This is a genomic window from Hydrogenophaga sp. (assembly GCF_011390835.1).
Lineage (GTDB): Bacteria > Pseudomonadota > Gammaproteobacteria > Burkholderiales > Burkholderiaceae_C > Hydrogenophaga.
Genome location: NZ_JAABRQ010000025.1, coordinates 15,403 through 40,067, shown reverse-complemented (window position 1 = coordinate 40,067; position 24,665 = coordinate 15,403). Strand labels below are relative to the sequence as shown.

General features: G+C 65.0%; 28 protein-coding genes, 1 other RNA gene and 1 riboswitch. Of the genes, 12 read left to right on the top strand and 17 right to left on the bottom strand.

The annotated features are described in order from the left end of the window. Positions 1-573: 573 nt before the first annotated feature. Genes uvrB through GPT34_RS14275 form a run of 3 tightly spaced genes read right to left on the bottom strand, consistent with a single transcriptional unit; the run spans position 574 to position 3,412 of the window. The gene (gene uvrB / locus GPT34_RS14285; protein ID WP_291013744.1) at positions 574-2,643 is read right to left on the bottom strand and encodes an excinuclease ABC subunit UvrB; all 2,070 of its coding nucleotides are present in this window, start codon (positions 2,641-2,643) and stop codon (positions 574-576) included. A 4-nt stretch (positions 2,644-2,647) separates the two neighbouring features. Beyond that, positions 2,648-3,043, bottom strand: a complete 396-nt coding sequence (locus GPT34_RS14280; RefSeq protein WP_291013741.1) for a DUF6172 family protein — start codon at positions 3,041-3,043, stop codon at positions 2,648-2,650. Positions 3,044-3,103: 60 nt separating this feature from the next. Beyond that, positions 3,104-3,412 (bottom strand): hypothetical protein, encoded by a 309-nt coding sequence (locus GPT34_RS14275; RefSeq protein WP_291013739.1) that lies wholly within the window; start codon positions 3,410-3,412, stop codon positions 3,104-3,106. A gap of 98 nt (positions 3,413-3,510) precedes the next feature. Here GPT34_RS14275 and GPT34_RS14270 point away from each other — a divergent pair, with 98 nt between their 5' ends. After that, positions 3,511-4,104 carry a 3'-5' exonuclease domain-containing protein 2 gene (locus GPT34_RS14270; protein ID WP_291013735.1) on the top strand — a complete coding sequence of 198 codons (594 nt, stop codon included), beginning with the start codon at positions 3,511-3,513 and terminating at the stop codon, positions 4,102-4,104. Here GPT34_RS14270 and GPT34_RS14265 read toward each other — a convergent pair. Both GPT34_RS14265 and GPT34_RS14260 read right to left on the bottom strand, forming a co-directional pair. Further along, positions 4,101-4,316, bottom strand: coding sequence for a DUF3820 family protein (locus tag GPT34_RS14265; RefSeq protein WP_291013733.1), 216 nt, complete (start codon positions 4,314-4,316; stop codon positions 4,101-4,103). The genes GPT34_RS14270 and GPT34_RS14265 overlap by 4 nt on opposite strands. Next, positions 4,313-5,137, bottom strand: a complete 825-nt coding sequence (locus tag GPT34_RS14260) for an alpha/beta hydrolase (RefSeq protein ID WP_291013730.1) — start codon at positions 5,135-5,137, stop codon at positions 4,313-4,315. The genes GPT34_RS14265 and GPT34_RS14260 overlap by 4 nt, the downstream gene beginning before the upstream one ends. A gap of 118 nt (positions 5,138-5,255) precedes the next feature. Here GPT34_RS14260 and GPT34_RS14255 point away from each other — a divergent pair, with 118 nt between their 5' ends. Both GPT34_RS14255 and GPT34_RS14250 read left to right on the top strand, forming a co-directional pair. Further along, on the top strand, positions 5,256-5,849 hold the full coding sequence (locus GPT34_RS14255; protein WP_291013728.1) for a lysophospholipid acyltransferase family protein: 594 nt from the start codon (positions 5,256-5,258) through the stop codon (positions 5,847-5,849). Between the two features lie 128 nt (positions 5,850-5,977). Then, positions 5,978-6,337 (top strand): hypothetical protein, encoded by a 360-nt coding sequence (locus GPT34_RS14250; RefSeq protein WP_291013725.1) that lies wholly within the window; start codon positions 5,978-5,980, stop codon positions 6,335-6,337. Positions 6,338-6,343: 6 nt separating this feature from the next. On the opposite strand, the gene GPT34_RS14245 is transcribed toward GPT34_RS14250, so the two are convergent. Continuing rightward, complete coding sequence (locus GPT34_RS14245; protein ID WP_291013723.1) at positions 6,344-7,546, bottom strand: PLP-dependent aminotransferase family protein; 1,203 nt, start codon at positions 7,544-7,546, stop codon at positions 6,344-6,346. A 193-nt stretch (positions 7,547-7,739) separates the two neighbouring features. On the opposite strand from GPT34_RS14245, the gene GPT34_RS14240 reads away from it, so the two are divergent. The 4 genes from GPT34_RS14240 to nth all read left to right on the top strand — a co-directional run bounded on the left by GPT34_RS14240 (position 7,740) and on the right by nth (position 10,266). Then, positions 7,740-8,375: a PhnD/SsuA/transferrin family substrate-binding protein gene (locus tag GPT34_RS14240; RefSeq protein ID WP_291013721.1), complete on the top strand. Its 636-nt coding sequence runs from the start codon at positions 7,740-7,742 to the stop codon at positions 8,373-8,375. Between the two features lie 18 nt (positions 8,376-8,393). Next, the gene (locus GPT34_RS14235; protein ID WP_291013719.1) at positions 8,394-8,561 is read left to right on the top strand and encodes a hypothetical protein; all 168 of its coding nucleotides are present in this window, start codon (positions 8,394-8,396) and stop codon (positions 8,559-8,561) included. A 119-nt stretch (positions 8,562-8,680) separates the two neighbouring features. Continuing rightward, the gene (locus GPT34_RS14230) at positions 8,681-9,490 is read left to right on the top strand and encodes an HDOD domain-containing protein (RefSeq protein WP_291013717.1); all 810 of its coding nucleotides are present in this window, start codon (positions 8,681-8,683) and stop codon (positions 9,488-9,490) included. Between the two features lie 140 nt (positions 9,491-9,630). After that, a complete protein-coding gene (gene nth / locus GPT34_RS14225) occupies positions 9,631-10,266 on the top strand; it encodes an endonuclease III (protein WP_291013715.1) in 636 nt (211 codons plus the stop codon). A gap of 9 nt (positions 10,267-10,275) precedes the next feature. Here nth and GPT34_RS14220 read toward each other — a convergent pair whose 3' ends face one another. The 9 genes from GPT34_RS14220 to GPT34_RS14180 all read right to left on the bottom strand — a co-directional run bounded on the left by GPT34_RS14220 (position 10,276) and on the right by GPT34_RS14180 (position 18,920). Next, complete coding sequence (locus GPT34_RS14220; RefSeq protein ID WP_291013713.1) at positions 10,276-10,830, bottom strand: histidine phosphatase family protein; 555 nt, start codon at positions 10,828-10,830, stop codon at positions 10,276-10,278. Continuing rightward, a complete protein-coding gene (locus tag GPT34_RS14215; protein ID WP_291013711.1) occupies positions 10,827-11,609 on the bottom strand; it encodes an adenosylcobinamide-GDP ribazoletransferase in 783 nt (260 codons plus the stop codon). Before GPT34_RS14215 ends, GPT34_RS14220 begins: the two co-directional genes overlap by 4 nt. Positions 11,610-11,831: 222 nt before the next feature. Continuing rightward, complete coding sequence (gene cobT / locus GPT34_RS14210) at positions 11,832-12,899, bottom strand: nicotinate-nucleotide--dimethylbenzimidazole phosphoribosyltransferase (protein WP_291013709.1); 1,068 nt, start codon at positions 12,897-12,899, stop codon at positions 11,832-11,834. Positions 12,900-12,925: 26 nt separating this feature from the next. Then, positions 12,926-13,717, bottom strand: coding sequence for an ABC transporter ATP-binding protein (locus GPT34_RS14205; protein WP_291013707.1), 792 nt, complete (start codon positions 13,715-13,717; stop codon positions 12,926-12,928). Beyond that, the gene (locus tag GPT34_RS14200) at positions 13,714-14,748 is read right to left on the bottom strand and encodes an iron ABC transporter permease (RefSeq protein ID WP_291013705.1); all 1,035 of its coding nucleotides are present in this window, start codon (positions 14,746-14,748) and stop codon (positions 13,714-13,716) included. Before GPT34_RS14200 ends, GPT34_RS14205 begins: the two co-directional genes overlap by 4 nt. Before the next feature lie 10 nt (positions 14,749-14,758). Then, positions 14,759-15,631, bottom strand: a complete 873-nt coding sequence (locus GPT34_RS14195; RefSeq protein ID WP_291013703.1) for a helical backbone metal receptor — start codon at positions 15,629-15,631, stop codon at positions 14,759-14,761. After that, complete coding sequence (locus GPT34_RS14190; protein ID WP_291013701.1) at positions 15,628-16,197, bottom strand: bifunctional adenosylcobinamide kinase/adenosylcobinamide-phosphate guanylyltransferase; 570 nt, start codon at positions 16,195-16,197, stop codon at positions 15,628-15,630. Before GPT34_RS14190 ends, GPT34_RS14195 begins: the two co-directional genes overlap by 4 nt. Beyond that, positions 16,190-17,002, bottom strand: a complete 813-nt coding sequence (locus GPT34_RS14185; protein ID WP_291013699.1) for a cobalamin-binding protein — start codon at positions 17,000-17,002, stop codon at positions 16,190-16,192. Before GPT34_RS14185 ends, GPT34_RS14190 begins: the two co-directional genes overlap by 8 nt. A gap of 28 nt (positions 17,003-17,030) precedes the next feature. Further along, positions 17,031-18,920, bottom strand: coding sequence for a TonB-dependent receptor (locus tag GPT34_RS14180; RefSeq protein ID WP_291013697.1), 1,890 nt, complete (start codon positions 18,918-18,920; stop codon positions 17,031-17,033). A gap of 76 nt (positions 18,921-18,996) precedes the next feature. After that, positions 18,997-19,242: riboswitch (cobalamin riboswitch) on the bottom strand. Positions 19,243-19,292: 50 nt separating this feature from the next. Here GPT34_RS14180 and GPT34_RS14175 point away from each other — a divergent pair. The 4 genes from GPT34_RS14175 to GPT34_RS14160 all read left to right on the top strand — a co-directional run bounded on the left by GPT34_RS14175 (position 19,293) and on the right by GPT34_RS14160 (position 21,165). Then, positions 19,293-19,523, top strand: a complete 231-nt coding sequence (locus tag GPT34_RS14175) for a DUF904 domain-containing protein (protein ID WP_291013695.1) — start codon at positions 19,293-19,295, stop codon at positions 19,521-19,523. Next, the gene (locus GPT34_RS14170; protein WP_291013693.1) at positions 19,520-19,897 is read left to right on the top strand and encodes a cell division protein ZapA; all 378 of its coding nucleotides are present in this window, start codon (positions 19,520-19,522) and stop codon (positions 19,895-19,897) included. The genes GPT34_RS14175 and GPT34_RS14170 overlap by 4 nt, the downstream gene beginning before the upstream one ends. A gap of 73 nt (positions 19,898-19,970) precedes the next feature. Beyond that, positions 19,971-20,151: non-coding RNA, 6S RNA (gene ssrS / locus GPT34_RS14165), on the top strand. A gap of 195 nt (positions 20,152-20,346) precedes the next feature. After that, a complete protein-coding gene (locus tag GPT34_RS14160; RefSeq protein WP_291013691.1) occupies positions 20,347-21,165 on the top strand; it encodes a sulfite exporter TauE/SafE family protein in 819 nt (272 codons plus the stop codon). A gap of 22 nt (positions 21,166-21,187) precedes the next feature. On the opposite strand, the gene rraA is transcribed toward GPT34_RS14160, so the two are convergent. Continuing rightward, the gene (gene rraA, locus GPT34_RS14155; protein ID WP_291013689.1) at positions 21,188-21,685 is read right to left on the bottom strand and encodes a ribonuclease E activity regulator RraA; all 498 of its coding nucleotides are present in this window, start codon (positions 21,683-21,685) and stop codon (positions 21,188-21,190) included. Positions 21,686-21,965: 280 nt separating this feature from the next. Between rraA and GPT34_RS14150 the strand changes: the two genes are divergently transcribed. Further along, positions 21,966-22,478 carry an SWIB/MDM2 domain-containing protein gene (locus GPT34_RS14150; protein ID WP_291013794.1) on the top strand — a complete coding sequence of 171 codons (513 nt, stop codon included), beginning with the start codon at positions 21,966-21,968 and terminating at the stop codon, positions 22,476-22,478. 86 nt (positions 22,479-22,564) lie between these two features. Here the strand turns inward: GPT34_RS14150 and GPT34_RS14145 are convergent, their stop codons facing one another. Next, a complete protein-coding gene (locus tag GPT34_RS14145) occupies positions 22,565-24,436 on the bottom strand; it encodes a GspE/PulE family protein (RefSeq protein ID WP_291013687.1) in 1,872 nt (623 codons plus the stop codon). Positions 24,437-24,665: the final 229 nt, after the last annotated feature.

Below are 24,665 nucleotides of genomic sequence, written 5' to 3'. Positions count from 1 at the left end.
ACCCCGCCCGCTTTTCGGGTCGATTTCTCGATGGCCGGCTTTCCCGACTGTTTTCGTCGAGTATAGCCGAAAGGCCAAGCGATTTAGTACAGATTATAGCGCCGAAAACGGTGTTTGTCTAGGACAAACGAAGAAAACCACCGCAAGCGATAGGCGGTCAGCCCGACCCAGGCCCCGGCCGCCCACCGTGCCCAGCGGGCACACCGTCTTCAGAACCACCATGCGGCGCCGTCGCCGCGTTTGGCCACGGCCGGCTCACTCAGGCCCCGGAATGCGTCGCCTCAAGCCGCAGTGCGGCGCAACTTTCTAGGACGCGCACGCGCGAGGTGGCCATGCAGCAACCGGACGAACACGAGTCTGGTTCTAGTGCCCAGCCCGGCCCAGCCGCCGATCATGCTCACGCCCTCATGACCGACTTCGTGCTGGGGGGTGCACTGGCCCGTGGCAGGACCGGGCGTGCTCAGCCACCTTGGCGAAGACTCCTGCGGGAAGCGGAACCAGTGCAACGCACCCTGAGCGTCCGCACCAATGTTGCCACGCCGGGTCAATCACGCAGGGCGCCCGGCCCTGGAATCAGGCCACGCGATCTTCGCCCGAAGCGCCGAACACCTGGGCCTTGAGGTGGCTGAGTTGGTCGCGCACGCTGGCGGCCTTCTCGAACTCCAGATTGCGTGCGTGTTCCAGCATGAGCTTCTCCAGTCGCTTGATCTCGCGCGACAGGTCCTTCTCGCTCATGTCCTCGGTGCTGGCGCGCAAGGCGCTTTCGGCGGCGAGGCGGTCGGCTTCCTTGCCAGCCTTTTCGCTGTAGACACCATCAATCAGGTCTTTCACCTTCTTGTTGATACTGCGCGGCACGATGCCCATGGCTAGGTTGTGTGCCACCTGCTTGGTGCGCCGACGCTCGGTCTCGCCCATGGCGCGCGCCATCGAATCGGTCACGCGGTCGGCGTACAGGATGGCGCGGCCATTCAGGTTGCGCGCCGCGCGCCCGATGGTCTGGATCAGGCTGCGCTCGGAGCGCAGAAAGCCTTCCTTGTCGGCATCCAGAATGGCCACCAGCGAGACCTCCGGAATGTCCAACCCCTCGCGCAGCAGGTTGATGCCCACCAGCACGTCAAACGCGCCCAGCCGCAAGTCGCGCAGGATTTCCACGCGCTCGACCGTGTCCACATCGCTGTGCAGGTAGCGCACCTTGACGCCGTTCTCGGTCAGGTAGTCGGTAAGCTGCTCGGCCATCCGCTTGGTCAGCGTGGTGATCAGTACGCGCTCGTGTTTCTCCACCCGGATGCGGATTTCCTGCAGCACGTCGTCCACCTGATGGGTGGCCGGACGCACCTCGACCTCCGGGTCGACCAGACCGGTGGGGCGCACCACCTGCTCCACCACTTTGCTCGAGTGCGTTTTCTCGTAATCGGCTGGCGTCGCCGAGACGAACACCACCTGGCGCATGCGCTGTTCAAACTCCTCGAGCTTGAGCGGCCGGTTGTCCAGCGCACTGGGCAGCCGAAATCCGTACTCCACCAGCGTGGTCTTGCGCGCGCGATCGCCGTTGTACATACCGCCGAACTGGCCCATGAGCACGTGGCTCTCGTCCAGAAACATCACCGCGTCTTTCGGCAGGTAGTCGGTCAAGGTAGACGGGGGCTCGCCAGGTGCGCTGCCAGACAGGTGGCGCGAGTAATTCTCGATCCCCTTGCAGTGACCCACCTCGCTGAGCATCTCCAGATCGAAGCGGGTGCGCTGCTCCAGCCGCTGGGCTTCGACCAGCTTGCCCATGCCCGTCAGCTGGGGCAGGCGCTCGCGCAACTCTTCCTTGATCGCCTCCACCGCGCTCAGCACCTGCTCGCGCGGCGTCACGTAGTGGCTGCTCGGGTAGACTGTGAAACGCGGGATCTTCTGGCGAACCTTGCCGGTGAGCGGATCGAACAGCTGCAGTGTTTCCACCTCGTCGTCAAACAGCTCGATGCGGATCGCCATTTCGGAATGCTCCGCTGGAAACACGTCGATCGTGTCGCCACGCACGCGGAACTTGCCGCGAGAAAAATCCTGTTCGTTGCGCGCGTACTGCATGCGAACCAGCTGCGCGATCAGGTCGCGCTGGCCGACCTTGTCGCCCACGCGCAGCGTCATCACCATCTGGTGGTAACTCTCGGGCTTGCCAATGCCATAGATGGCCGAGACGGTGGCCACGATGACCACGTCGCGCCGCTCCAGGATGCTCTTGGTACAACTCAGGCGCATCTGCTCGATGTGCTCGTTGATAGCGCTGTCCTTCTCGATGAACAGGTCGCGCTGCGGCACATAGGCCTCGGGCTGGTAGTAATCGTAGTAGCTGACGAAGTACTCGACCGCGTTCTTGGGGAAAAACTCGCGGAATTCGCTGTACAGCTGCGCGGCCAGCGTTTTGTTGGGCGCGAACACGATGGCCGGGCGCCCGAGGCGGGCGATCACGTTGGCCATGGTGAAGGTCTTGCCCGATCCGGTCACGCCCAGCAGCGTCTGGAACACCTCACCGTCATTCACGCCCTCGACCAGCTGCTCGATGGCCGCGGGCTGATCTCCTGCTGGCGGGTAGGGCAAAAAGAGCTCGAACGGGGAGCCGTCGAAACGCTGGAACTCGCCCTCCGCGGGCGCTTCGGTCATGACCTCACGCAGCGGGGTCGGCGTCCGGGGCTGGCTGGGCAAGCTGATCGGCGTGAAGGGCATCGTTCGATTGTGCCGGATGCCCTTCGTCCTCGCTGTGTGCAGGACTCCCCTCTGGCCGGGGCTGGCGCACCGCAGCCCTGGCCAGAATCTCCACGTAAGCCTGCTCGGCGCCTGTCTTGGCCAGCGTGTCCAGTTCGCCAATCAGCGCAGCCACGTGCACGACTTGCGCCTGATCCTGGCTGGGGCCGAAACGGCAATCAAAATCCCAGAAATGCGCCCCTTGGGGCAGCTCACGGCGCCGCTCGCGCTTGAGGTATTTGCGGATCTCGTGCTTGACGGCCTCCAGCACGCGGTCGGGATTTTTGCCTTCAGGGCGCAGGGGATAGGTTTTTCGCATAGGGTCCTTCGGAGGGTGCTGTCGCCCTGGGAGGACGGAAACCGGAAACGCAAGCTTCGATTATGGATCGAGCCGGATCTCGTACCCGCCCTCGTCCAGGTTCCGGTGCGGGCCGAACACCGCGGCCAATGCCGCGCCTTCGGCCTGCTGCCAGTGCTCCAGCACGGTGCGCTCCTCCACCGTCAGCGCCTCGGGGTCGGGCGTCTCGCCGTGCTGGCCCACGATGACGAGGTAGGCGGTGTACACCGGCGCCACCAGGGTCGAATCACCCAGGCTGGCGGCAAGCGACTGGCGAAACAGGCGCTCGGCAGCCTCGCGCTTCGCGGGCGCGCTGCCTTCGGGCACAAAAAGCTTCAGGGAATAGGTCATCGGGCAGTCTCCGGAAGGCCGCAGCGGGTCATAGGCACAATGGACCGATTATTCCCTTCGCAGCACTTGCCTCTTGGCAATCGCCCGCCGCCACGCTCATGCAAGCCACCCTGCCCACCCCCAGCAAAGAACAGATCGCCTTGCTGCCTGAATTCGACCGCCTCGGGCTGGGTCAGATCACTCTGGTGGTGTCCGCTGCCCAAGCCAGGGAGGCCAGCGCGGCGCTACTGGATCATGCCCACTGGGGCTTCGACACCGAAAGCAAGCCCACTTTTTTCAAGGACCAGGTGTCTGACGGACCTCACATCGTGCAACTGGCCACCCTGGAGCGCGCCTGGGTGTTTCAGTTGCAGGACCTGGCCTGCCGCGCCATCGTGGCCGATCTGCTGGCGCATGACCAGCACACCAAGGCGGGTTTCGGCCTGGGCGATGACACCAAACGCATCCAGTCCAAGCTGCAGGTGGAGCCAGCCGCCGTGCTCGAACTCAACGCCGTGTTCCGCGAGCGCGGCTACCGCAAAGACATGGGCGTGAAGGCGGCGGTGGCGGTGCTGTTCCAGCGGCGCTTCATCAAATCCAAGAAGGCAGCTACCTCCAACTGGGCCAATCCGAACTTGACCGAAGCCCAGCTGATCTACGCCGCCAACGATGCCTACGCGGCGGCGCGGGTGCACTTGGCGCTGCAACCCTAACGCGGCGGGCGCAGCGGCGTGAGCAGGTCGCCCAGGCCGTTGTGGTCGATCTCTTGCATCAGCGCCAGCAGGTGGCCGATCTCGCTTTTCGGAAAACCTTCGCGTGCAAACCAGTTCAGATAGTTGCCCGGCAGGTCGGCGATGAATGTGCCCTGATGCTTGCCAAACGGCATAACCGTCGACACCAGCCGTTCCAGGTCCTCGGGCTTCACGGCGTTGGCGTTCGCTGGTCCAGCCAGGTGCGCACCACGCGCGTGAACTCGGCCGGCCGCTGCACCATCATCCAGTGCCCTGCGTCGAAACCGTAGGCTGCGCTGCCTGGCGTGGTGCCCAGGCTGGCCAGCCAGTGCGCCGAATGGAACATGAACGGCTTGCGTTTGCCGAACAAGAACAGCGTGGGTATCTGCGGCCCAAAGACCTTGCTCACCCGCGCCACCCCAGCCAGCCCGCCGAACGATTTGAACCACTGCATGGCGTAGGGATAGTTCATCTGCCAGCCCATGCGCTCGGGCGGTGTCGGGCAACCGTTGGCCCTCGCCATGGATCGGGTCATGCGGTCACCCAGCGAGGGCCAGCGTTGCCCAAGCACCCAGGCCACAGCTAGCCAGAGCTGGTAGCCCGCGATCAGCAGCTTTTCCTTGAGGGTGAGCGCCTTGAGGTAGGCGCCCGAGTTGGTATCGCCGATGTCGGCGGCGACCACGCGAACCACGCGCTTCGGGTGGCGCGCCGCGTACTCGTATCCGAAGAAGCAGCCCCAGTCGTGCAGCAGCAGCGTGACCGGTTCCTGCGGGCTCACCGCGTCGACCACCGCTCCGATGAGTTCACACATCTCATCCACCGACACCGGCCGCGGTGGCTTGGACAGGTCAAAACCAGGCAGCGGAAAACGCACACAGCGGTAGCCGTCCCGTAGGGCCGCCACGCTGGTATCCCACAGGGTGGGCGAATCAGGCCAGCCGTGAAGCATCACCACCGGCGCTCCGCTGCCTTCCACGCGCACGGTCAAGCCCTGCACTTCCAGAACATCTGCCAAACGGCTTCTCCTGAGGTTGTTGGCGTCCATGGTAGCCCCGCGCAGACCGGGCGCAGTCGCAAAGGGCACAGGCGCTGCCCCGCCGGGCACCCGCGCACGGTCGGCGATACTCCCCGCCATGCACCGCACCATCTTCACCACGCCTGTGGTCAACACCCTCTTGCGTGGTTTTTCGGTGGTGTTCCTCCGGCTCACCGGCTGGCGAGTGGAAGGTAGCCTGCCTGCCAACACCCCAAAGAGTGTGCTGATCGCAGCACCACACACCAGCAACTGGGATCTGCCCTACACCCTGATGGTGGCCTTTGTGCTGCGTCTCACGCCTTACTGGATGGGCAAGTCCAGCATCTTCAAAGCACCGTTTGGCGGCGTCATGCGCTGGCTGGGTGGCATTGCGGTGGACCGCAGCCAGAGCAACAACCTAGTAGCCGCGTCCGCCGATGCGATCCGGGCTGCCGATTTTTCGCTGCAGCTCATTGTGCCGCCGGAAGGCACGCGCAGCCAAACGCGTTACTGGAAGACCGGCTTTTACTATATCGCCCACAGCGCGCGGGTGCCCATAGTCATGGCCTACATGGACTACGCCACCAAACGCAGCGGGCTGGGCCCGGTGTTTCTGCCCACCGGCGACATCGAGGCCGACATGCTTAGGATCAAGCGCTTTTACGCGCCGTTCAAGGGCAAAAACGCGTCACAGTTCGAATCGACCGATTGAGGGCCTGGGCACCACCGAGTAACAAATCGTTGCACACGAAGCCGAGCGCGCGTAGCCGAAAACTGCTTGAATAGTGAACCATCGCGGGCCGCGTCATCGGGCCGCGGCCTCCAACACCCCGACCCCACATGGTTTCCGTACGCAACACCCTGGGCGACAGCATCCGCGCGATGCTCGGCATCAAGCCACCACCCCCCTCCCCGCAAGCCGTCGCCGCCATCCGCGGAGCCATGCTGCGCCTGCTCGGTAAAGACGGTTATGCCCGCCACCCCCAACTGCACACCCGGCTGCATCAGATCCACGATGCCCAGGGCCTGTGGCACGCGCGGGTCGATCTCTATGCCCACCTGTGCGAACAATTCGACGAACCTCACGCGCGGGACTGTCTGTCCTCGCTGATGCCGCTGTTCAAGGGCCAGATCCCCAAAGCCTTGCTGGACAGCGCCGAAATGGGCAGCGTGCCAGGCCGGACCCGTCAAGGTCGATGAGCAAACTCAGACTGCCTGGCCGAGTCGCTTCACGCCGTCTTCGATCTTCTCCAGCCCCACGGTCGCAAAGCTCAGACGCAGCGTGCACGGGTCAGGATTGGCCGCATAAAACGGTGCACCGGGCACAAAGGCCACGTTGTTTTCAATGGCGCGCCGGGCCAGCTCGCCACCGTCGCTCACTTTCCCGCCAGCACCGGTCAGCCGCGCCCAGATGAAAAGGCCACCCTGCGGCTGTACGAAAGCGATCGCGTCCCCCAACTCACGCTTCAGGGCTTGACCCATGGCCGCGGCGCGCTCGGCGTAGACCGCACGCACCCGCTCCAGCGTGGCCGGCATGCGGCCGGCCTGGAGGTAGTGCGCTGCCGTGGCTTGGGCAAAGGTGCTGGTGTGGGCATCACTGAACTGCTTGCACATGGTGGCCTTGGCCAGCAACTCGGCCGGACCGGCCATCCAGCCCACGCGCAGGCCAGGACTGAGCACCTTGCTCAGGCTGCCGCAGTGCACCAGCAGATCGCGGCTGCCCGGCACCTGGGCACTCAGCGCCAGCAGGCTGGGCGGCGGTGGCGCGCCGAAGTACAGGTCACCATAGGGATCGTCTTCCACGATCAGCGTGTGGTGCTTCACTGCCATCTCCAGCACGCGCCGGCGGCGCTCCAAACTCAGCAGCGCCCCACTGGGGTTGCCGAAGGTGGGGATGAGGTAGACGAACTTCGGCTTGTGCTCGGCGATGAGCTGCTCCAGTGCGTCGGGCTGTACGCCGTCGCCGTCGACTGGAACGCTGATCAGCTGCGCACCGTACAAGCGAAAGCACTGGATGGTGGCGAGAAACGTCGGGCCTTCTACGATCACCTTGTCGCCGGGTGAGATCAGCGTCTTGCCCAGCAGGTCGAGTGCCTGCTGGCTGCCGGTGGTGACGATGAGCTGCTCGGGCGAAACATCGGTCGCACCCTTGGCCTGCATGAAACCGGCGATCTGCTCGCGCAACGGGTTGTAGCCCTCGGTGGCGCCGTATTGGAGGGCAGCACCCGGCTCGGCGGTGAGCGCGGCGTTGGCGGCTTCCCGGATGCCCTCAACGTCGAACAGCGCACTGTCGGGAAAACCGCCGGCAAAGCTGATGATGCCGGGTTTGCCCAGCAGCTTGAACAGCTCGCGGATGGCGGACGTCTCGACGTTGTTGAGGCGGTCGGCGAAAGGGGTGGTAAAGGGCATGGCAGGCTCGGGAAGGGTCAAGACAGGCGCTTATGGTACCCAGCGCGAGCGGCCCTCGGCATGGCGATGGCCCGCCACCCACGGCGCGCAGGGACACCGCTGGTCATGTCCAGCGCCATGCCCGTCGCCTGCGTCTCTCGATCACATGCTCCCTGGCACCACAATCCGGACAGAATTCCATAGGAGTATTGCCATGAAACGATGGAAAGCCTTCTCCACCCTGTTGGGGCTGAGTCTGGCCATCGGCACGGCTCAGGTCCAAGCTCGCGATCTGGTGATGGCCATCAGCGAAGGCTCGTCGGGTGGTACCGACCATGCGCGGGTGATCGCCAAGTACCAGGGTTTGGCTGATGTGGTGGGCCGAAGCATCGGTCAAAAGGTGAACGTGGTCTTCATCCGAGAGTTCTCTGCGCTGGAAGACGGCTTGAAAAACCAGCGTTTTGACCTCGCCATGGCACGCCCCAGCGACTACCCGGCCCGCGCCCTGCGCGACCATGGCTACCAGTTTGTGGCCACCGCCAAACCCGACGGCTACTGCCTCATCATCGTGCAGCAGGACTCGGCTTATAAAACCCTGGCCGATATCCGGGGCAAGCGCATCGTGCTGCCCAATCCCGCAGCATACATGACCAAGTTCTGCACCGCAGAGCTTCGCGACCAGGGCATTGACCTGAGCCAGGAGCGGGTGGAACGGGTGCGGGAACAGGGCGCAGTGCCCTTCTACCTAACCAACAAGTTCGGGGACGTGGGCGGTGTCGCTTCCTACTCAGGCGTGGCCAAGTCGCTGGAAAAATCGGGCCAGCGCGTGCTCCACCAAAGCGTAGCGTAGCCCTATTTTCCGCTGGTTGTGAACAAGGCTTTTGCAGCCACCCAGATCCAGGCCATGCAAAAGGCGGTGCAAGGACTGGGCGAGACGGAAGAAGGCCGCGCTGTGCTTAAAAGCATCGGCATCCAAGGTTTTGACACAACCAGCGAGCGCCGGCTACGCACGCTACTGGCCTGGCTGGGCCTCTGATCTCGCAGACTGTGGCCCGCTGGGAATAGAACGGTTTTTGTGCCCGAATTCCGGCTTTGCTGCTGGCGCCAGGCCAACAGAATGGAGAGATCTGTGTTCACCTTGCGAGAACCCCCTTCATGTCCCCAGTGGCCGAATTTTTCAAGAACCTCACTCTGCCGGTGATGCCTGAGGTGGCTCACGAGCTTATCCGCTCGCTTAACGACGAGGATGTCCCGCTGCCCCAGCTGCGCGATGCGATTGCGCGCGACCCGGCACTGGCGGTGCAGCTGCTTCGCCTGGCCAACAGCGCGCGCTACGCCCGCTCGCGGCAGATCAGCACGCTGGACGATGCAATCGCCCTGGTCGGCCTGCGCCAGGTGCGCGCGCTGGCCCTCGCCTCCTGTTTCAACGACGCCTTTCCCGTGGTTCCCGGCCTGGACCGCGAGACCTTCTGGCGCGAGAGCCAGAGCTGCGGTGGTTTGGCGCAATGGGTGGCCAGCGGTATCGGGTCGGACAGCGAGCAGGCCTGGCTCAGCGGCTTCATGGTGCGTGTCGGCGAACTGCTCATGGGCATGAAGTCGCCCAGCAGCGTGATCGATTTTGAACGGCAACCCAGCCACCCGGGCGCCCGGTGGGAGCGCGAACAAGCGTTGCTGGGCTTCACCGAAGGCCAGGTCAGCGCAGAGCTGGCCCGTGCCTGGAATTTCCCCGACGCCATGGTCGATGCGTTGAACGCCGCGGCCAAGCCCATGCAGGCGCAGCCGTTCTCGCAACTGGGTGCCGTGCTGCACGTGGCCGAGCTGCTGGCTGCATCGGACGAGCTCAGCGTAGACGCGGTGGACGGCCTGCCCGCCGAGGTGCTGGGCGCGCTCAATCTCGACGCGAACTGGATGCGCAGTCGCTTGCCGCAGGCGCAGGCTTACGTGCAGGCGTCCACGCTGCATTGAGAACTTGGCCTCCACGCTCCGCCGCTTGCGCGGGTCGCTGCCCCCAGGTGGTCTGTTTCGCCTGGTCGCGGCCCGACGGCGAAACCTAATCTCCTGCGACCCTCCAAAGAGTTGAGGCGACACGGCTAGACTCGGCAGCCATGAAGCCAGCCGCCATCCACGCCTTTTTCACTACGTTGCGAGACGCCAATCCGCAACCACAAACGGAGCTGGAATACACCAGTGTCTTTGAACTGCTGGCCGCCGTGCTGTTGTCGGCGCAGGCCACGGATGTCGGGGTGAACAAGGCCACCCGCCGTTTGTTTGTGGTGGCCAACACGCCGCAGAAAATCCTGGCATTGGGGCTTGACGGGCTGGAGTCCTACATCAAGACCATTGGCCTGTTCAGAAGCAAGGCGCGCCACCTGCTGGAAACCTGCCGCATCTTGGTCGAACTCCATGGCGGCGAAGTACCGCGCACGCGCGAAGCGCTGGAAGCCTTGCCCGGCGTGGGTCGCAAGACGGCCAATGTGGTGCTAAACGTGGCCTTCGGACAGCCGACTATGGCGGTCGACACCCACATCTTCCGCGTCAGCAACCGCACCGGTCTGGCGCCGGGCAAGACAACGCTGGCGGTTGAACAACAGCTGATGAAACGCGTGCCACCCGAGTTTGCGGTGGACTCGCACCACTGGCTGATCCTGCACGGGCGCTATGTGTGCCTGGCCCGCAAGCCGCAATGCCACCGCTGCGCGGTGTCGGCCTGGTGCGACTTCAAGCCCAAAACCCTAGCCTGACCACCTGCTTCACAGCTTGAGCTGAAGGTAGCCGCCAGGCTCGGGCGCATCCTCGGGCCACTCACTCGCTTGCGCAATCGTCCGGTGGCCGTGGCGCAGCAGATACTGCGCGGCGCGGATCACGCCCGCGTGACACACCCAGACCCCATCCGATGCGCCGCTGCGTCGCGCGTCGTCCAGCGCCGAGGCCACGCGGTCAATCACCTGCTGGGTGCCTTCACCTCCGCCCACCCGGTGATGGGCAAAGTCAGCCATCCAGCCGTCAAATGCGCTGCGGGGGATGGCGTCCCAGCGCTGCAACTCCCAGCGGCCAAAGTCCATCTCGTTGAGGCGCGCATCCCTCTGCGGCACACCAAAGTCGCTTCGAACTTGGGTCAAGGCGTCGGCCAGCTGCTGCGCGCGCACCAGGGCGGACACCCGCAGTAAAGCACCCTGCGGCAGCACCTCCATCAGGGCAGCGGCAGACTGCTGCGTGTGCTCGGCATCGGCCGGCACGTCGCTCGCGCCATAACAAAGGCCAGGCGCCAGCACCACACGCGCATGCCGCACCAGCCAGAGCCTCACGACAGGCCCAGGGCAAAGCCCAGGTAGAACAGCACTTCGCACACCTGCTGCGTAGCGCCCAGGCCGTCACCAGTGAAGCCTTGCAGGCGCCGCCGCAGAAGCCACCACATCCAGGCCAGGCCCAGCGCCGCGCCCAGCACCGCAAACGCCCAAGGCGCGGCTGGCGACCAAAACACCACAAGCACCATCGCCAGACCCCACCACAGCAACCCGGCCAGCAGGCCGCCGGTGCTGATGGCTTCGGCAAGGGGTTTGGATTTGGAGGCTTCGGTATCGCCCACATGCGGCAGCGAGCGGATGATCAGCAGCGGCAGAAAACGCGAACTCACGTGGGCCGAGAACAGCGCCGCAGCGGCGGGCCAGACGCCGGCGCTTTGCGCGATCAGCGCCAGGAGCGCGGTCTTGCCCAGCACGGCCAGTACCAGCGACAGTGCGCCATAGCTGCCCACGCGCGAGTCTTTCATGATGTCGAGCGCGCGCTCCCGGTCCATGCTGCCGCCCAGTCCATCGGCCAGATCGGCCAGACCGTCCTCGTGAAAAGCCCCGGTGAGCAGCACACCGAACACGGTGCTCAACGCAGCCGTCACCCACGGCGCTGCGGGCTGCTCCGGTAGCGCCGACAACAAGGCCAGGAACACCGCCGCGCACAAGCTTCCCACCAGCCAGCCCACACCTGGGAAATGCGCGGCGCTGGCGCGCAGCATGGCAGGTGAAAAGCCCACCCAGGTGGCGAGCCGACCTGTGATCGGGATGCGGGTGAAAAACTGGACTGCCAGCAAAAAGTGACGAATGGGTAGGAGCGCCCCCCTGCGCCGAAGGGTTGGGAACTTCCCCCTGCGCCGCTGCGCGGCTTCCCCCCTCTCCTGCGGGAGGGGGGACGCACCCTCTGGCCTGGCGGAGCCGGCTCTAGGGGTGCCCTGAGTGGGGGCACTTTCTCCGGGAGCGAGTGCGTTTTTCTCCCTGTGCTGATCGCCGTTGGGAAGGTTCATGGCTCTCAAGAATTAGTTGGCCGGGATGGTTCCGCCGAAAGGCTCTTCTTGTCTGGACACCCCCGCCGCCTCAAAGCTCGCCATCTCCCGCAGCAGCGCGCAGGCGGAGACCAGCAAGGGCCAGGCAAGTGCCGCGCCCGAGCCTTCGCCCAGGCGCAGACCCAGGTCCAGCAAGGGCTCGGCTTTCAGGTGCGCGAGCATCAGCGCATGGCCGCACTCGCTCGAGCGGTGCGCGAACACGCAGCGTTGCAACACGGCGGGCTGCAGCCGGCTGGCCACCAGCACTGCGGCGCTGGCGATGAAGCCGTCGACCAGGATCACGCGCCGCTCGCTGGCGGCTTGAAGGATTGCGCCCACCATGGACGCGATCTCGAAACCGCCCATGGCAGCCAGCACGGCCAGTGGCTCGCGCGCCGCCGCATGGCGGTCGAGCACCTGGCGTAGCACGGCGATCTTGCGCTGCACCGCTTGTGCATCGAGCCCGGTACCCGCGCCAGTGCAATCGGCCACATCGAGTCCACACAGGCGCGCCAGCAGCAGCGCCGCCGCCGAGGTGTTGCCAATGCCCATCTCACCCAACAACAGCGCGTTGCCCGACAACTCGCGCACCAGGGCAGCACCACTGGCCAGCGCAACACGAGCTTGTGCCTCGGTCATCGCAGGGCCTTCAAGCGAGTCGGCCGTGCCGAGCGCCACCTTGCTGATCACCAGACCCGGCTGGGGATCGAAGGCGTGCGCCACGCCGCAGTCCACCACCGTGAGGCCCATGCCGTGCTGACGCGCGAGCACGCTCACCGCCGCGCCGCCAGCCAGGAAGTTCTGCACCATCTGCCAGGTGACCTCGCTTGGGTAGGCCGACACACCGCGAGCGACCAGCCCATGGTCGGCGGCGAACACTACCAGTTGCGGGCTCACCAACGCCGGCGTGTCGCTGTCCAGGATCAGGCCGATGCGCTGCGCCAGGGCCTCGATGCGCCCCAGCGAACCCACCGGTTTGGTCTTGTTGTCCAGCAGCTGTTGCAGGCGCGCGGCCAGCTCGGGCTGGGTAATGTCGGGCACGTTGGGCAGGTCAAACGGCATGGCGAAGCTCGGTGACGGTAATGCGTTCAGCGGGGCAATGCCACCCACTGGTCGTCCAGGGCGCGCACGGCAATGCGGTGGTCAAACACCGCTTCCAGCGCGCGGTGGGTGTCGGGGTGGTGGCAGCCGCCCAAATGGCGCACACTCCCGGCTTCAAGCACCAGTAAGTCGTCGGCCTGCAGCACCATGCCGAGTTCGTGCAGCACGCTGACCACCGTTTTGCCACTGGCGACCAGCGCACGCACCAGCGCCAGCCAGTCGGCCTGATGCGGCGGGTCCAGGTTGGCCAGCGGCTCGTCCATCAGCATCACCGAGGCCTCGACCGCCAGCGCGCGGGCCAGCAGCACGCGCTGGCGTTCACCGCCAGACAGCGCACCCAACGGCCGGTCGCGCCACTCCCAGGCCTGGGTTTGTTGCAAAGCGCGTACCACTGCCGCGTGGTCGGCCTCGCTGGGTTCGGCCAGCCAGTCCAGGTGCGGCAACCGCCCCAGCAGCGCCACGTCATACACGCTGAGGTCATCAGCGGCGGTGTCGGCAGTGGCCTGCCCCAGCCAGGCCAGCGAAAGGGCGCGTTCGCGCGATGCGAGGCGCGAAAGTTCGCGCCCGTGCAGCCACACCTCGCCCTGGTGCGGCAGCAAGCCGGCCAGCACCTTGAGCAGGGTCGACTTGCCGGCGCCGTTGGGGCCGACCACACAGGTCCAGCGCCCGGCTTCGAACCGCACGTCCAGCCCGTGCAACACCGGGTGGCGCAACCCACCCTGCCCCAGCGATGCTCTCAGACCACGCGCTTCCATGGCGGGAGCTTGAGCAGCGCTCATCGCGGCGCCCGCCCCATCAGCCACAACAAATAGCCGCCGCCCAACACCGCCGTCAACACCCCCACAGGCAGCTCTTGCGGTGCCATGAGGCCACGCGCCAGCGCGTCGGCCAGCAACAGCAGCGCGCCACCCATCAGGCTGGAGAGCAGCACCAACCGCGCGTGCGTTGTCTTCACCACCGCGCGGACCAGATGCGGCGCGGCCAGGCCCACAAATGCGATCAAGCCGGTCTGCGCCACCGCAGCCCCGGTGGCCAACGCCATCACCGCTACCAGCGCCAGGCGCAAGGGCACCAGGGGCAGGCCCAGGCTGTGTGCGGTGGCCTCGCCCAGCACCAGCGCGTCCAGCACCCGCGCCAGCGCCCAGGCAATGGCCGCACAAAACGCCCACACGACCACCATCGTGGCCACCGCACTCCAGCCGACAAACGCCGTCGTGCCCAGCACATAGGCCTGCAAGCTTTGCAAGGTCTCGGGAAACGACAGCGTGATGAGCGAGGTGAAAGCCCCGAGCACCACGCCGACCACCACGCCGGCCAGCAGCAGGCGCAAGGTGTGTTGCACGCCGCGCGCCAGCGCCAGCGTGAGCAGCACCGCGGCCACCGCGCCAACAAAGGCCGCGCCCGTCATACCCAAGCGAAGCAGCCAGTCGGCTGCCAGCGGCGATGCGCCCAGCGCCACCAGCGCCAGCGCTACGCCCAGCGAGGCACCCGATGCGCTGCCGAGCAAAAACGGATCGGCCAGCGGGTTGCGAAACAGACCTTGTGCCACCGCGCCGGCCAGGCCCAGCAGGGCTCCCGCCGTGTAGGCACCCAGGCTACGTGGTGCACGAATGTCCCACACGATCTGGCTGGACACCGGGTCCGCCAACATCCGCCAAACGGCTTCGACACCGGTGCTGCCCACACCAAGGCTGAGCGCACCCAACACCAGCGACAGCAGCACCAGGCCCACGCCCAGGCCCCAGGCGCGACGCGGAGGGCGCGGAACCGACGAGGCATCGACATTCAGGGCGCGCGTGAACGTGGGCATGGTGCTCAGCTCAAGGCGCTTTGCGACGCAGACAGTCGGCCATCAGGCGAGCGGCTTCGGCCATGCGCGGCCCGGGGCGCACCAGCACGTCGGAATCCGCCGGGCTGAACACACACAGCCGCTGCTGGCGCAGCGCGCGCATCTTGGCCCAGCCGGGACGCTGCGTGAGCCCGGGCGAAGTCTGGTCACCCACCATGATCAGGTCGGGATCGGCGCGCACCACAAACTCCGGGTTCACGCGGGGAAACGGTCCCATGGCAGCAGGCAGGATGTTGCGCGCGCCCAGCCTTGTGAGCAGCTCGCCAATGAAAGAGCTTTCGCTGGCGCCGTAGGGCGCGTTGTTGACCTCGAAATACACCCTCGCGCCACGGCTGGACGCGGGCAAGGATTGGGCCAGCGTCGACAGGGCTTGGTCCATGACCTGCCAGTGCAATGCCGTTTGCGCGGCGTCCAGCCCAAGCAACTGGCCCACCTGCGCGATCACCCGCTGCACGCCGGCGAGGTCGGTGGGCTCCAGCACCACCACCGTGAGACCCAGCGCCTGCAGCTGTTCGACCGCCCGAGAGGAGCGCGCGATCAGCACCGCATCGGGCCGCTGCGCCAGCACTGCTTCCACGCTGGGGTCGATGCCACCGCCCAGCTTCGGCAGGCCTTGCACCGCAGCGGGCCAGTTGGAGTACCGGTCCACCCCCACCAGCCGATCGCAGGCATTCAGCGTGCACACGGTCTCGGTGAGCGAGGGCAGCAGCGAGACGATGCGCTGCGGCGGCGTGGCCCAGACGTGGGTGACGCCGCGGTCGTCGGTGACCTGGGTGCCCACCGCGAAACACGACCCGCTCGCCAGCACAAGCCAACAGCCGACCCAAAACTTCACGGCGCTCATGCGCTGTCCTTCACCGTGATGGCGCAGCCCGCCACCATGAGGGTCACGCGATCACAGCCGGTGGCGATGCGCTGATTGAGCAGGCCCAGCGTATCCACAAACGCCCGCACCTCGCGACCCATGGGAATCACGCCCAGTCCGATCTCGTTGCTCACCAGCACTACCGGGCCCGGCGCCTGCCCTATGGCGTCGCCCAGCGCATCAACCCAGGAGCGCAACTCGTCCGCCGTAAGCGCATTGCCTTGCGCAGGCATGAGCAGGTTGGTCAGCCAGAGCGTGAGGCAGTCCACCACCAGCAGGGATTGCGGCGCGCTGTGGCGGCGGATCGCCTCGGCCAAGTGCCGGGGTTCTTCCTCCGTCTGCAGCGCAGGCGTCCGGGTAGCGCGGTCTTGCTGGTGGCGGACGATGCGCGCGGCCATCTCGGCATCAGCCGGCAGACCCGTGGCGATAAGCACCGAGCTTCGCTCGCCGCCGGGTCGCATCCAGTCGTTCGCCAGTTGCTCGGCGCGCGCCGACTTGCCGCTTTTCTGTCCGCCCAGGATGAGCTCGGTGCGTGGACTACCCATGGCGGGCCATCCAGTCTTTCATGATCAAGTGCAATTGCTCCACCCCATCGGTCAGCGCGGCTGGGCCGGGTTGCAGGATGTTGGCTGACTTGATTTCAAACAGCTGCTGGTTGACCACCGCCGGCACGGCCTGCCAGCCGGGTCGCGCCGCCACCTTCTCGGGCCTGAAGTGTTTGCCGCACCAGGAACCAATGACGATGTCGGGCGAGCGGCGCACGATCTCCAGCGGGTCGGCAATGATGCGCTGCTTGCCCATGGGTTCCCGTGCCAGCTCCGGAAAGCAGTCGTCGCCGCCCGCGATGCCGATCAGCTCCGACACCCAGCGGATCGCACTGATCGGCGGCTCGTCCCATTCTTCGAAGTAAACCCGAGGGCGCCGCTTGCCCGACGCCTGGAGAGCGCGCGCGGCCGCGTCAATCTGCACCAGCCGCTCGCGCATGGACTCGATCTGCGCCAGCCCCTCGTCGGCGCAGCCCACCATGGCCGCTACCTGGTACAGCATGTCAAAAACCTCATGCACGCTGCGCTGGTTGAATACGGTCACTTGCACGCCGGCACGGATCAGCGCCGCCGCGATGTCGGCCTGCAGGTCAGAAAAGCCGAACACACAGTCGGGCCGCAGCGCCAGGATCTTGTCGATCTTGGCGCTGAGAAACGCGCTGACCTTGGGCTTTTCCTCACGCGCCCGAGGCGGCCGCACGGTGTAGCCCGAGATGCCGACAATGCGCGCGTCCTGACCCAGCCGATACAGCCACTCCGTGGTCTCTTCGGTGAGGCAGACGATGCGCTGAGGGCCGGGCAACATGGTGGGCGTCTCGGAGGTGATCAATCGCTCAGAACTTGGGGCGCCAGTCCAGGCCCAGGTACAGGCTGCGCGGCTGCTGGTTGTAGCCGTATACGGTCTGGTAGCTCTGATCGGTCACGTTGTCGATGCGGGCGCGCAGCTTCAGATTGGATCGAAAAGCGTACGAGGCCGCGAGATCCAGCACGGTGTGCGAAGGCAGGCTGGTTGACAAGGTCGCAAATGTGATGGGATCAGCATACTGATCGTTGCGCCGTCCCGTGTGGCGCAGGTCGGCGTCCAGCGCCAAGCCCGCCAGCGTTTGCGAGGCACCAAGCGACCACAGCGTCTTGGCCCGGCGCGTGAGCGCGACACCCGTGATCTCGTTCTCCGGCTCTTGCAGCGTGAGGCTGGCTCGCAGCCGCGTCTGGCCCAGCGTGCCCTGGTAGGACATTTCCAGGCCGCGATTGCGCGTGCGGCCCAGGTTGGCAAACCTGAATGCGGCACTGTCGTAGTCGAGCTGATCGGTCACGCGGGTCTTGAACCAGGTGGCGCGCAGCAGGTGGGAGCCCTGTTCGTATTGCAGTCCCAGTTCCTGGCTGCGCGCGGTCTCGGGCTTCAGATCGGGGTTGCCAAAACCGGGCGCAAACAAATAGCCCAGCGGCGGCGCGTTGAAAGCGGTGGAGGTGCTGGCCAGCAGCTTGAGCTGCTTCGTCACCGGCACGCTGTAGCCCAGGTAGTAGGTGGTCTCGTCGAGCTCACCCACACGGTCAAGGCGCAGGTTCACCTGAAGCGAGCCTGGGCCAATGCCACCCTCGACGCCGCCAAACCAGGCGGCGGCGTTGCGGCGCGCATCGTAGGGCGTACCGAACGCCGAGGTCGTTTCGGTCGTCACACGCTGCCATTGCCGCTCCAGGCCCGCCGTGGCCAGCCAGTTGCCACCGAGCGCCACGGTGTTGACCCAGGACAGCACCGTGGCGCCGGTGCGAAAACCGTCGTCCGATCCGAAGAAGCCGTTGTCGCTGGTGCGGCTGCGGTCCGACTGCTCGCTCAGCGACACCCGGCTGCGCCAGTCGCCCCAGGTGTTGTCGGTAAACAGGGTGGCCTGGCTGATGCGGGTGCTGGACGTCTGCACATCTGTGGCGGCGCCGTATGCGTTGTCGTAAGCGGTGTCACCTACCGAGCGACTCAGCCGCAGGCCCACCTGGTGGCGTGGCGCGAGCTGGTGCGTGAGCGACAGGTTGAGCGAGGTGTTGGCGTAGCCGTCGACGTCAGGATTCGCGCCTGCGAACTGCCCCGGATCAACCGATGAGAAACCGTCGGTGCGAAAACGAGAGGCGCCAGCGCTGATGGCGGTGTCGCCCACCTGGGTGGACACCTGAGCCGAGAGCTTGCGGGTCGATCGGGGGCCGAGTTCCACTGACAGCTGGGCCGAAGGTTCTCGCTCAGCGGTGCGGGTGAAGATCTGGATCACACCGCCAATGGCGCCAGAGCCGTAAATCGCGGATACATTGCCGCGCACGATTTCCACCCGCTCGACGTTGTCGAGCATCAGGTGTTCCAGGCTCACCGCGCCCGAGGCGTCCTGCTTGTTCAGCGGAACACCATCTACCAGCACCAGCGTCTGCAACGACGGGGCTCCGCGCAGGAACACGCTGGAAACGGTACCGACGCCACCGTTCTGGGTGCGCTGAAGACCCGCTTCGCGCTGCAGCAGCGAGACCAGATCACTGGCCTGCGAGCGTTCGATATCTTCACGGCTGATCACCGTGGTGTGGTGCATGGCCGCGGTCAGCGGCAAGGGATTTCGGGTGGCGGTGACCACCGTCTCGGGCAGGGTGGTGACCGATGTGCCTTGAGCCAGGGCAGCGAACGGCAAAAAGGCTGGAAGAAATACCAGGGGCAGCGCAGCCAGTGGGGTGCGCAAGGTACGGGTTTTCATGAAAGAGCAGACAGGACAAGGATCCTCACCGCCTTCCCCGACGGTGCATGGACGTCACGACGGCGCTTCCTTACGGACGCACCACCACCTCGTTGGCCGGTATCCGGGCTGGCAGAGCGACCTTCATCACCTTCCCAGACGCATAGCGTCCAGTGGCTGATGGATGAAAGCGGAGCGTTCCGAAAAAACTCGGCAGGCTCGTCTGCTTACCGTTGCGGGGGCAGCGCAGGTTAGGTCGGTCCGGCGTGAACTTTCCCTCCTGCTTCCCGTTGAACTGCGGCGTGTGAACCACACCGCGAGCACCAACACAGTCCATTGTAAGCCCGGGCCTCGGGCGGCAACCCTACAATGGTTGTCACAAACGTTCACAACATGGCCGACCCCCAGCACCTAGACCAGATCGCCGAGCGCGTTGAGCGCTTGCTACTGCGACACGAGGAACTGCAACGCACCAATGCTTTGCTGCACCAGCAGCTGCAAGGTCTGCAGGCCGAGCGGGACTCCCTCAAATCCCGCCTCAACGCCGCGCGTGCTCGAATCGACGCCCTGCTCGACCGCCTCCCCGCAGCTGCTCAGCCCCCCTCTTCGGACGACGCCCCATGAACAAGCCCGCTGCCAAGCAGATCGAGGTCCAGATCATGGGCCAGAGTTACCTGCTGGCCTGCCCGGTCGGCGGTGAGTCGGCCTTGCTCGACGCGGTGGAGCGGGTGGACACGGCCATGTGCCGCATCCGCGATGCGGGCAAAGTCAAGGCGCGCGACCGCATCGCGGTACTAGCGTCGCTCAACCTCGCGTTCGAACTGTCGCAAAAAGAATCCGAAGGTCTGCAGGCGAATGCGTCGGCCAAACAGGCATCGGTCTCAGCCGATGCACCATCGCTGGAGAGCAGCGCGCCGGACGCAGCCGCCCAGGCCCGCATCAACGACCTGCTCCGCCGACTCGACGATTCACTGGGCAGCGACGGCCAGTTGCTCTGAGACGCCGCCCGTCCGCCGACGGGTCTTTCTTGTCCGCGCACCCGCACACGGCTGACAGTGGGCCTACAATTTCAATCGTCTGCAGTGCATGCCGGGCTTAATATTTCCTTGAACCAATGCTCATTGAGCACGGGCTTGGTACATTGCCTGACGGGCGTGAGCATCTCGCGTCAGATGAACCCGAAGTCAGGCTGCCCTCGCCCACCTGAACCCCTGGTTCAGGATGACGGTCCGGTGGCACTTGCAGACACCTTATTTGCCTCCCTGCGCCCCCTCTACGTCTTCGCCCCTCTCCTGCGGGAGGGGCGGGTAGTCCGAGGCCCGGCCCAGCCGGTTTCGCGGGCGTCTCGGACAAATTCTCTTCCCCTTCCTGAATCCTTTCTTCCGCCTCCGGATTTCCCTGAACCGCCAACAAGGCGGCTTCGCGTGCGTCCTGGGCGCCCCATTCCATGACCCTCGAACCTCTGTTGATTCTTGAACTCGCCGCGCTTGGCCTCGGTACCGGTTTTCTGGCGGGCCTGCTCGGTATCGGCGGCGGCATGATCATGGTGCCCTTCCTCACCATCATCATGAGCGGCCGCGGCGTGTCGCCAGATCTGGCGGTCAAGATGGCCATTGCCACCTCGATGGCCACCATCATCTTCACCTCGCTCTCCAGCGTACGCGCCCACCACAAGCGCGGTGCGGTGCGCTGGGACATCGTCAAGCTGCTGGCGCCGGGCATTGTGATCGGCGCGGCCATTGCCAGCCTGGGCGTATTCGCGTTGCTCAAGGGCTCGTGGCTGGCCCTGGTGTTTGCGGCCTTCGTGGGCTTCTCGGCCACACAAATGCTGCTCAACAAAAAACCCAAGCCGTCTCGCACCCTGCCCGGCACGGTCGGCACCTTGAGCGCCGGCACGGTGATCGGCTTTCTCTCGGGACTGGTCGGCGCAGGCGGTGGCTTTGTCAGCGTGCCGTTCATGACCTGGTGCAACGTCGCCATCCACACCGCAGTGGCCACCAGCGCGGCGCTCGGGTTCCCGATCGCCTTGGCCAATGCACTGGGTTACCTGGTCGCGGGCCAGGGCCTGGCCGAGCTGCCGCCGGGATCCATAGGCTACATCTACCTGCCGGCCCTGGCGGTGATCGCCAGCGCCAGTGTGCTGATGGCACCGCTGGGCGTGCGAGCAGCACACGCACTGCCCATTCCCACGCTCAAGCGCGTGTTCGCCAGCGTGTTGTACCTCCTGGCGGCCTACATGGCCTACAAGGGCCTGTCGTCCCTCTGATTTGGCGCCAAGCGCACCGCGCTCAGTCGTGCAACGGCACGGCGGCGATCACGATGCCGTCTTCATCGGCATACAGCCAGTCGCCCGGGCGAACCCACACGCCCTGAATCTGCACTGCCACGTCGCGCTGCCCTTCCTGGCGCTTCTCGGTGGGCAGCGGCACCGGGGCGAGTGCGCGGATGCCGGTCTGGCAGACCGCGAGCTCGGCCAGATCGCGCACGCAGCCATCGATCACCACACCTGCCCATCCGTTGCGCGCCGCGGCCGCGCCCAGGTTGCCGCCCAGCAGAGCACGGCGCAAGGAAGCGCCGCCATCCACCACCAGCACGCGCCCCTCTCCCACGCTGTCCAGCGCCGCCTTCACCAACGTGTTGTCTTCAAAACATTTGACGGTACTTACCGGGCCTGAAAACCGCTGCACCGCACCAAAATCGCGGAACACCGGCGGCAGCACCCGAAAGCTGCCCGTGGTGTCGTGCTTGTGGGCATCGCAAAGGTCGCACGTGGCAATGTGTGGCATGGCAAAAGGGTCTCCGAGCTGGGTGAAAGAGGCGCAAACAGGACTGGATTCTGACGCAGCACAACCAGCTTGCCGCGCCCCTCTGACAACGGGCTTTCGCGGTCCGGCGCGCCGAGTGTTGTTTTCCCCGCCATAGAAGCGTGTTTCCCCTATGAAATCCAACGAAAAACCCGGCACGCTCCCTTGGAATGCATTGACAACTCCATTAGCATCCAAATCACCGGTGATTGAGCGCGTTTGGTCGCCGGCGATTGTTCAACTTCTAGAAGGTAATCCAACCATGGCAACTGCAAAAAAAGCTCCCGCGAAAAAAGCGGCCCCGGCCAAGAAGGCTGTAGCGAAAAAGGCGGCTCCCGCCAAGAAAGCTGCACCGGCCAAGAAGGCACCTGCGAAGAAGGCTGCTCCGGCCAAGAAGGTTGCAGCGAAGAAAGCTGCACCGGCCAAGAAGGTTGCAGCGAAGAAAGCTGCACCGGCCAAGAAGGTTGCAGCAAAGAAAGCTGCACCAGCCAAGAAAGTCGCTGCAAAAAAAGCGCCTGCCAAGAAGCGCACCCCGAACGCTGCCTTCATGAAGGCCATGACCCCCAGCGCCGCCCTGGCCGCCATCGTGGGTGCCAACCCACTGCCGCGCACCGAGGTGACCAAGCAGGTCTGGGCCTACATCAAGAAAAACAAGCTGCAGGATTCGGTGAACCGCCGCATGATCAATGCCGATGCCAAGCTGAAGGAAATCTTCAAGAAGGCGCAAGCGTCGATGTTCGAAATGACCAAGATGATCAACGATCACCTGAAGTGATTGCAAGTGGTGCGCGATCGAAAGATCTCGCTTCGCCTCAAATTGAAAAGCCGGCGCCAGCCGGCTTTTTTTCGGCCGAGCAGGCTTCAACGATACGCGGTGCGCGCCTGCTTAAGGTCGATCTTTCCTTGCACTACCTTTTCCAGCGCGTCGTGCCGCAGGCTGCGCATGCCTTCCACAATGGCAGTATCGAATATGACTTCAGGGCGCGCACGTTGCTGGATCAGTCGCTTGATGGAGCGACTGCTCTGAAGGATCTCGTACACGCCGAGGCGGCCCTTGTAGCCTTTGCCGCCACAGTGCTGACAGCCCACCGCATGGCTGGTCCTGATGTGGCCGGGTGAGTGGACCCCGGCGGCCTTCAACAATCGCGCCTGAGCCTCCCCGAGGCTGAGTTCGCTGCCATCCATGTATTCCTCCAGGAACTGGTTCCAGCCCGCCTCGTCCAGAGGCCGGGCGTGAGCGCAATGAGGGCACAACGCTCGCACCAGACGCTGGGCGACGACACCCAGGAGCGAATCCGCAAAATTCATCGGGTCCATGCCCAGATCGAGCAGACGGACCACGCTTTCGCTGGCGTTGTTGGTGTGCAAGGTCGAAAGCACAAGGTGCCCGGTGAGGGATGCCTCGATTGCGATCTTGGCCGTCTCTGCATCGCGGATCTCACCGATCATGATCACGTCGGGATCGGCGCGCAGGAAACTGCGCATGGCACTGGCAAAGGTCAGGCCGATCTTGGGGTTCACCTGAACCTGACGCAAACCGGGCTGCGTGATCTCGATCGGGTCCTCAGCCGTCCAGATTTTGCGCACCGCAGTGTTCACTTGGGCCAACATCGAATGCAGCGTGGTGGTCTTGCCCGAGCCGGTGGGCCCCACCGCCAGCACCATGCCGAAGGTGCGCTCGGAAAGCTCGGCGATGGTGGCCAAGTCGCGTGCCTGCAGGCCCAGCTGCGACAAGGGCAGCGGCTTGGCTGATGCCAGCAGACGCAGAACCACGTCTTCCAGGCCATCGTGGGTCGGCATAACCGCGACGCGCAGCTCCAACGCATGACCACCGAACTCCGAGAAATCGATTTTGCCATCCTGCGGTCGACGCCGCTCAGCGATGTCCAGTCTGGCCATGATCTTGATTCGAGACACCAGCGGACCCCGCAGCTTGGCGGGCAACCACAGGTAAGGCTCCATGTCGCCATCGCGGCGAAACCGGATCGCCGTCAGCGACTCTCCCGGATTGGTCTCAATATGAATATCCGAGACCTGCGTGCGCTGAGCTTCATCAATCATCTGATTGACGAGGCGAACCATGCCGGCCGATTCGGTAGCCGAGACCAGCTGCTCGGCAGCACTGGCACTGCCCACTTCGGCCATCACTTGGATCACCAGGTCGTCAAGCACCGTGCCGCGGTCATGCTGCGTGGGCTTACCGAACACGGTCTCTCGGCGCCGCTCATCCTTGGCCGCTGCGCCAAGTGGGTCCTCGGTCGCGTTTTCGATGTGGTCCTGCACTTCCAGCCGCCGCTCGATCGCCTCGCGGCTGGCCCAGACCAGCAGCACAGAGTGACCGGTCACCGTGCACAGCTGCTGGTGCAGCAGTTCGCTGGTGGGTGCGCAGGACGCCACGTAAAACCGGTCGTTGGCAAAGCCCAGCGGCACCACGTGGTGGGCATGTGCCTGACGCAAAGGCAGTATCTTGAAAGCATCTCGGTCCAGTTCAAAGACCAGTACTTCAATTTCAATCACCCCAGCGACGTGGGCCAGCGCGCGGTGCAATTCGTCCTCGGACAGGAGCAGTCGATCAACCAGCTCATGTGATCGCGACCGCAGTAGGCTGGGGTCTTCGCGCTCCAGTGCATGGACTGACGCCTCGTCCAACAGGTGCAGTCGCAACAAGGCCTGCCCGAGGGACAGGATCGGCAAATGGTGCTGTCTTTCGATGGCGTCTACCAAGCCGGGCATGCTGTTGACGGAATCTGATCTGAGCACCGTCAAGTTATCGGCGGGCGTGTCAGTCGGTGCGTATGGCATTGAGCTTCCTCTGGGCAGGGCACGCCTTCCTTGCGGCGCCCCATGACAATATAGTGACGATAGCGCACAAACCCTCGTCAGCGGTTGACGAGAAGCAGGCGGCGGCCTCAGGATCGGCCAACACTCAAACATTCCATGAAAGATCGCACGTTAGGACCCA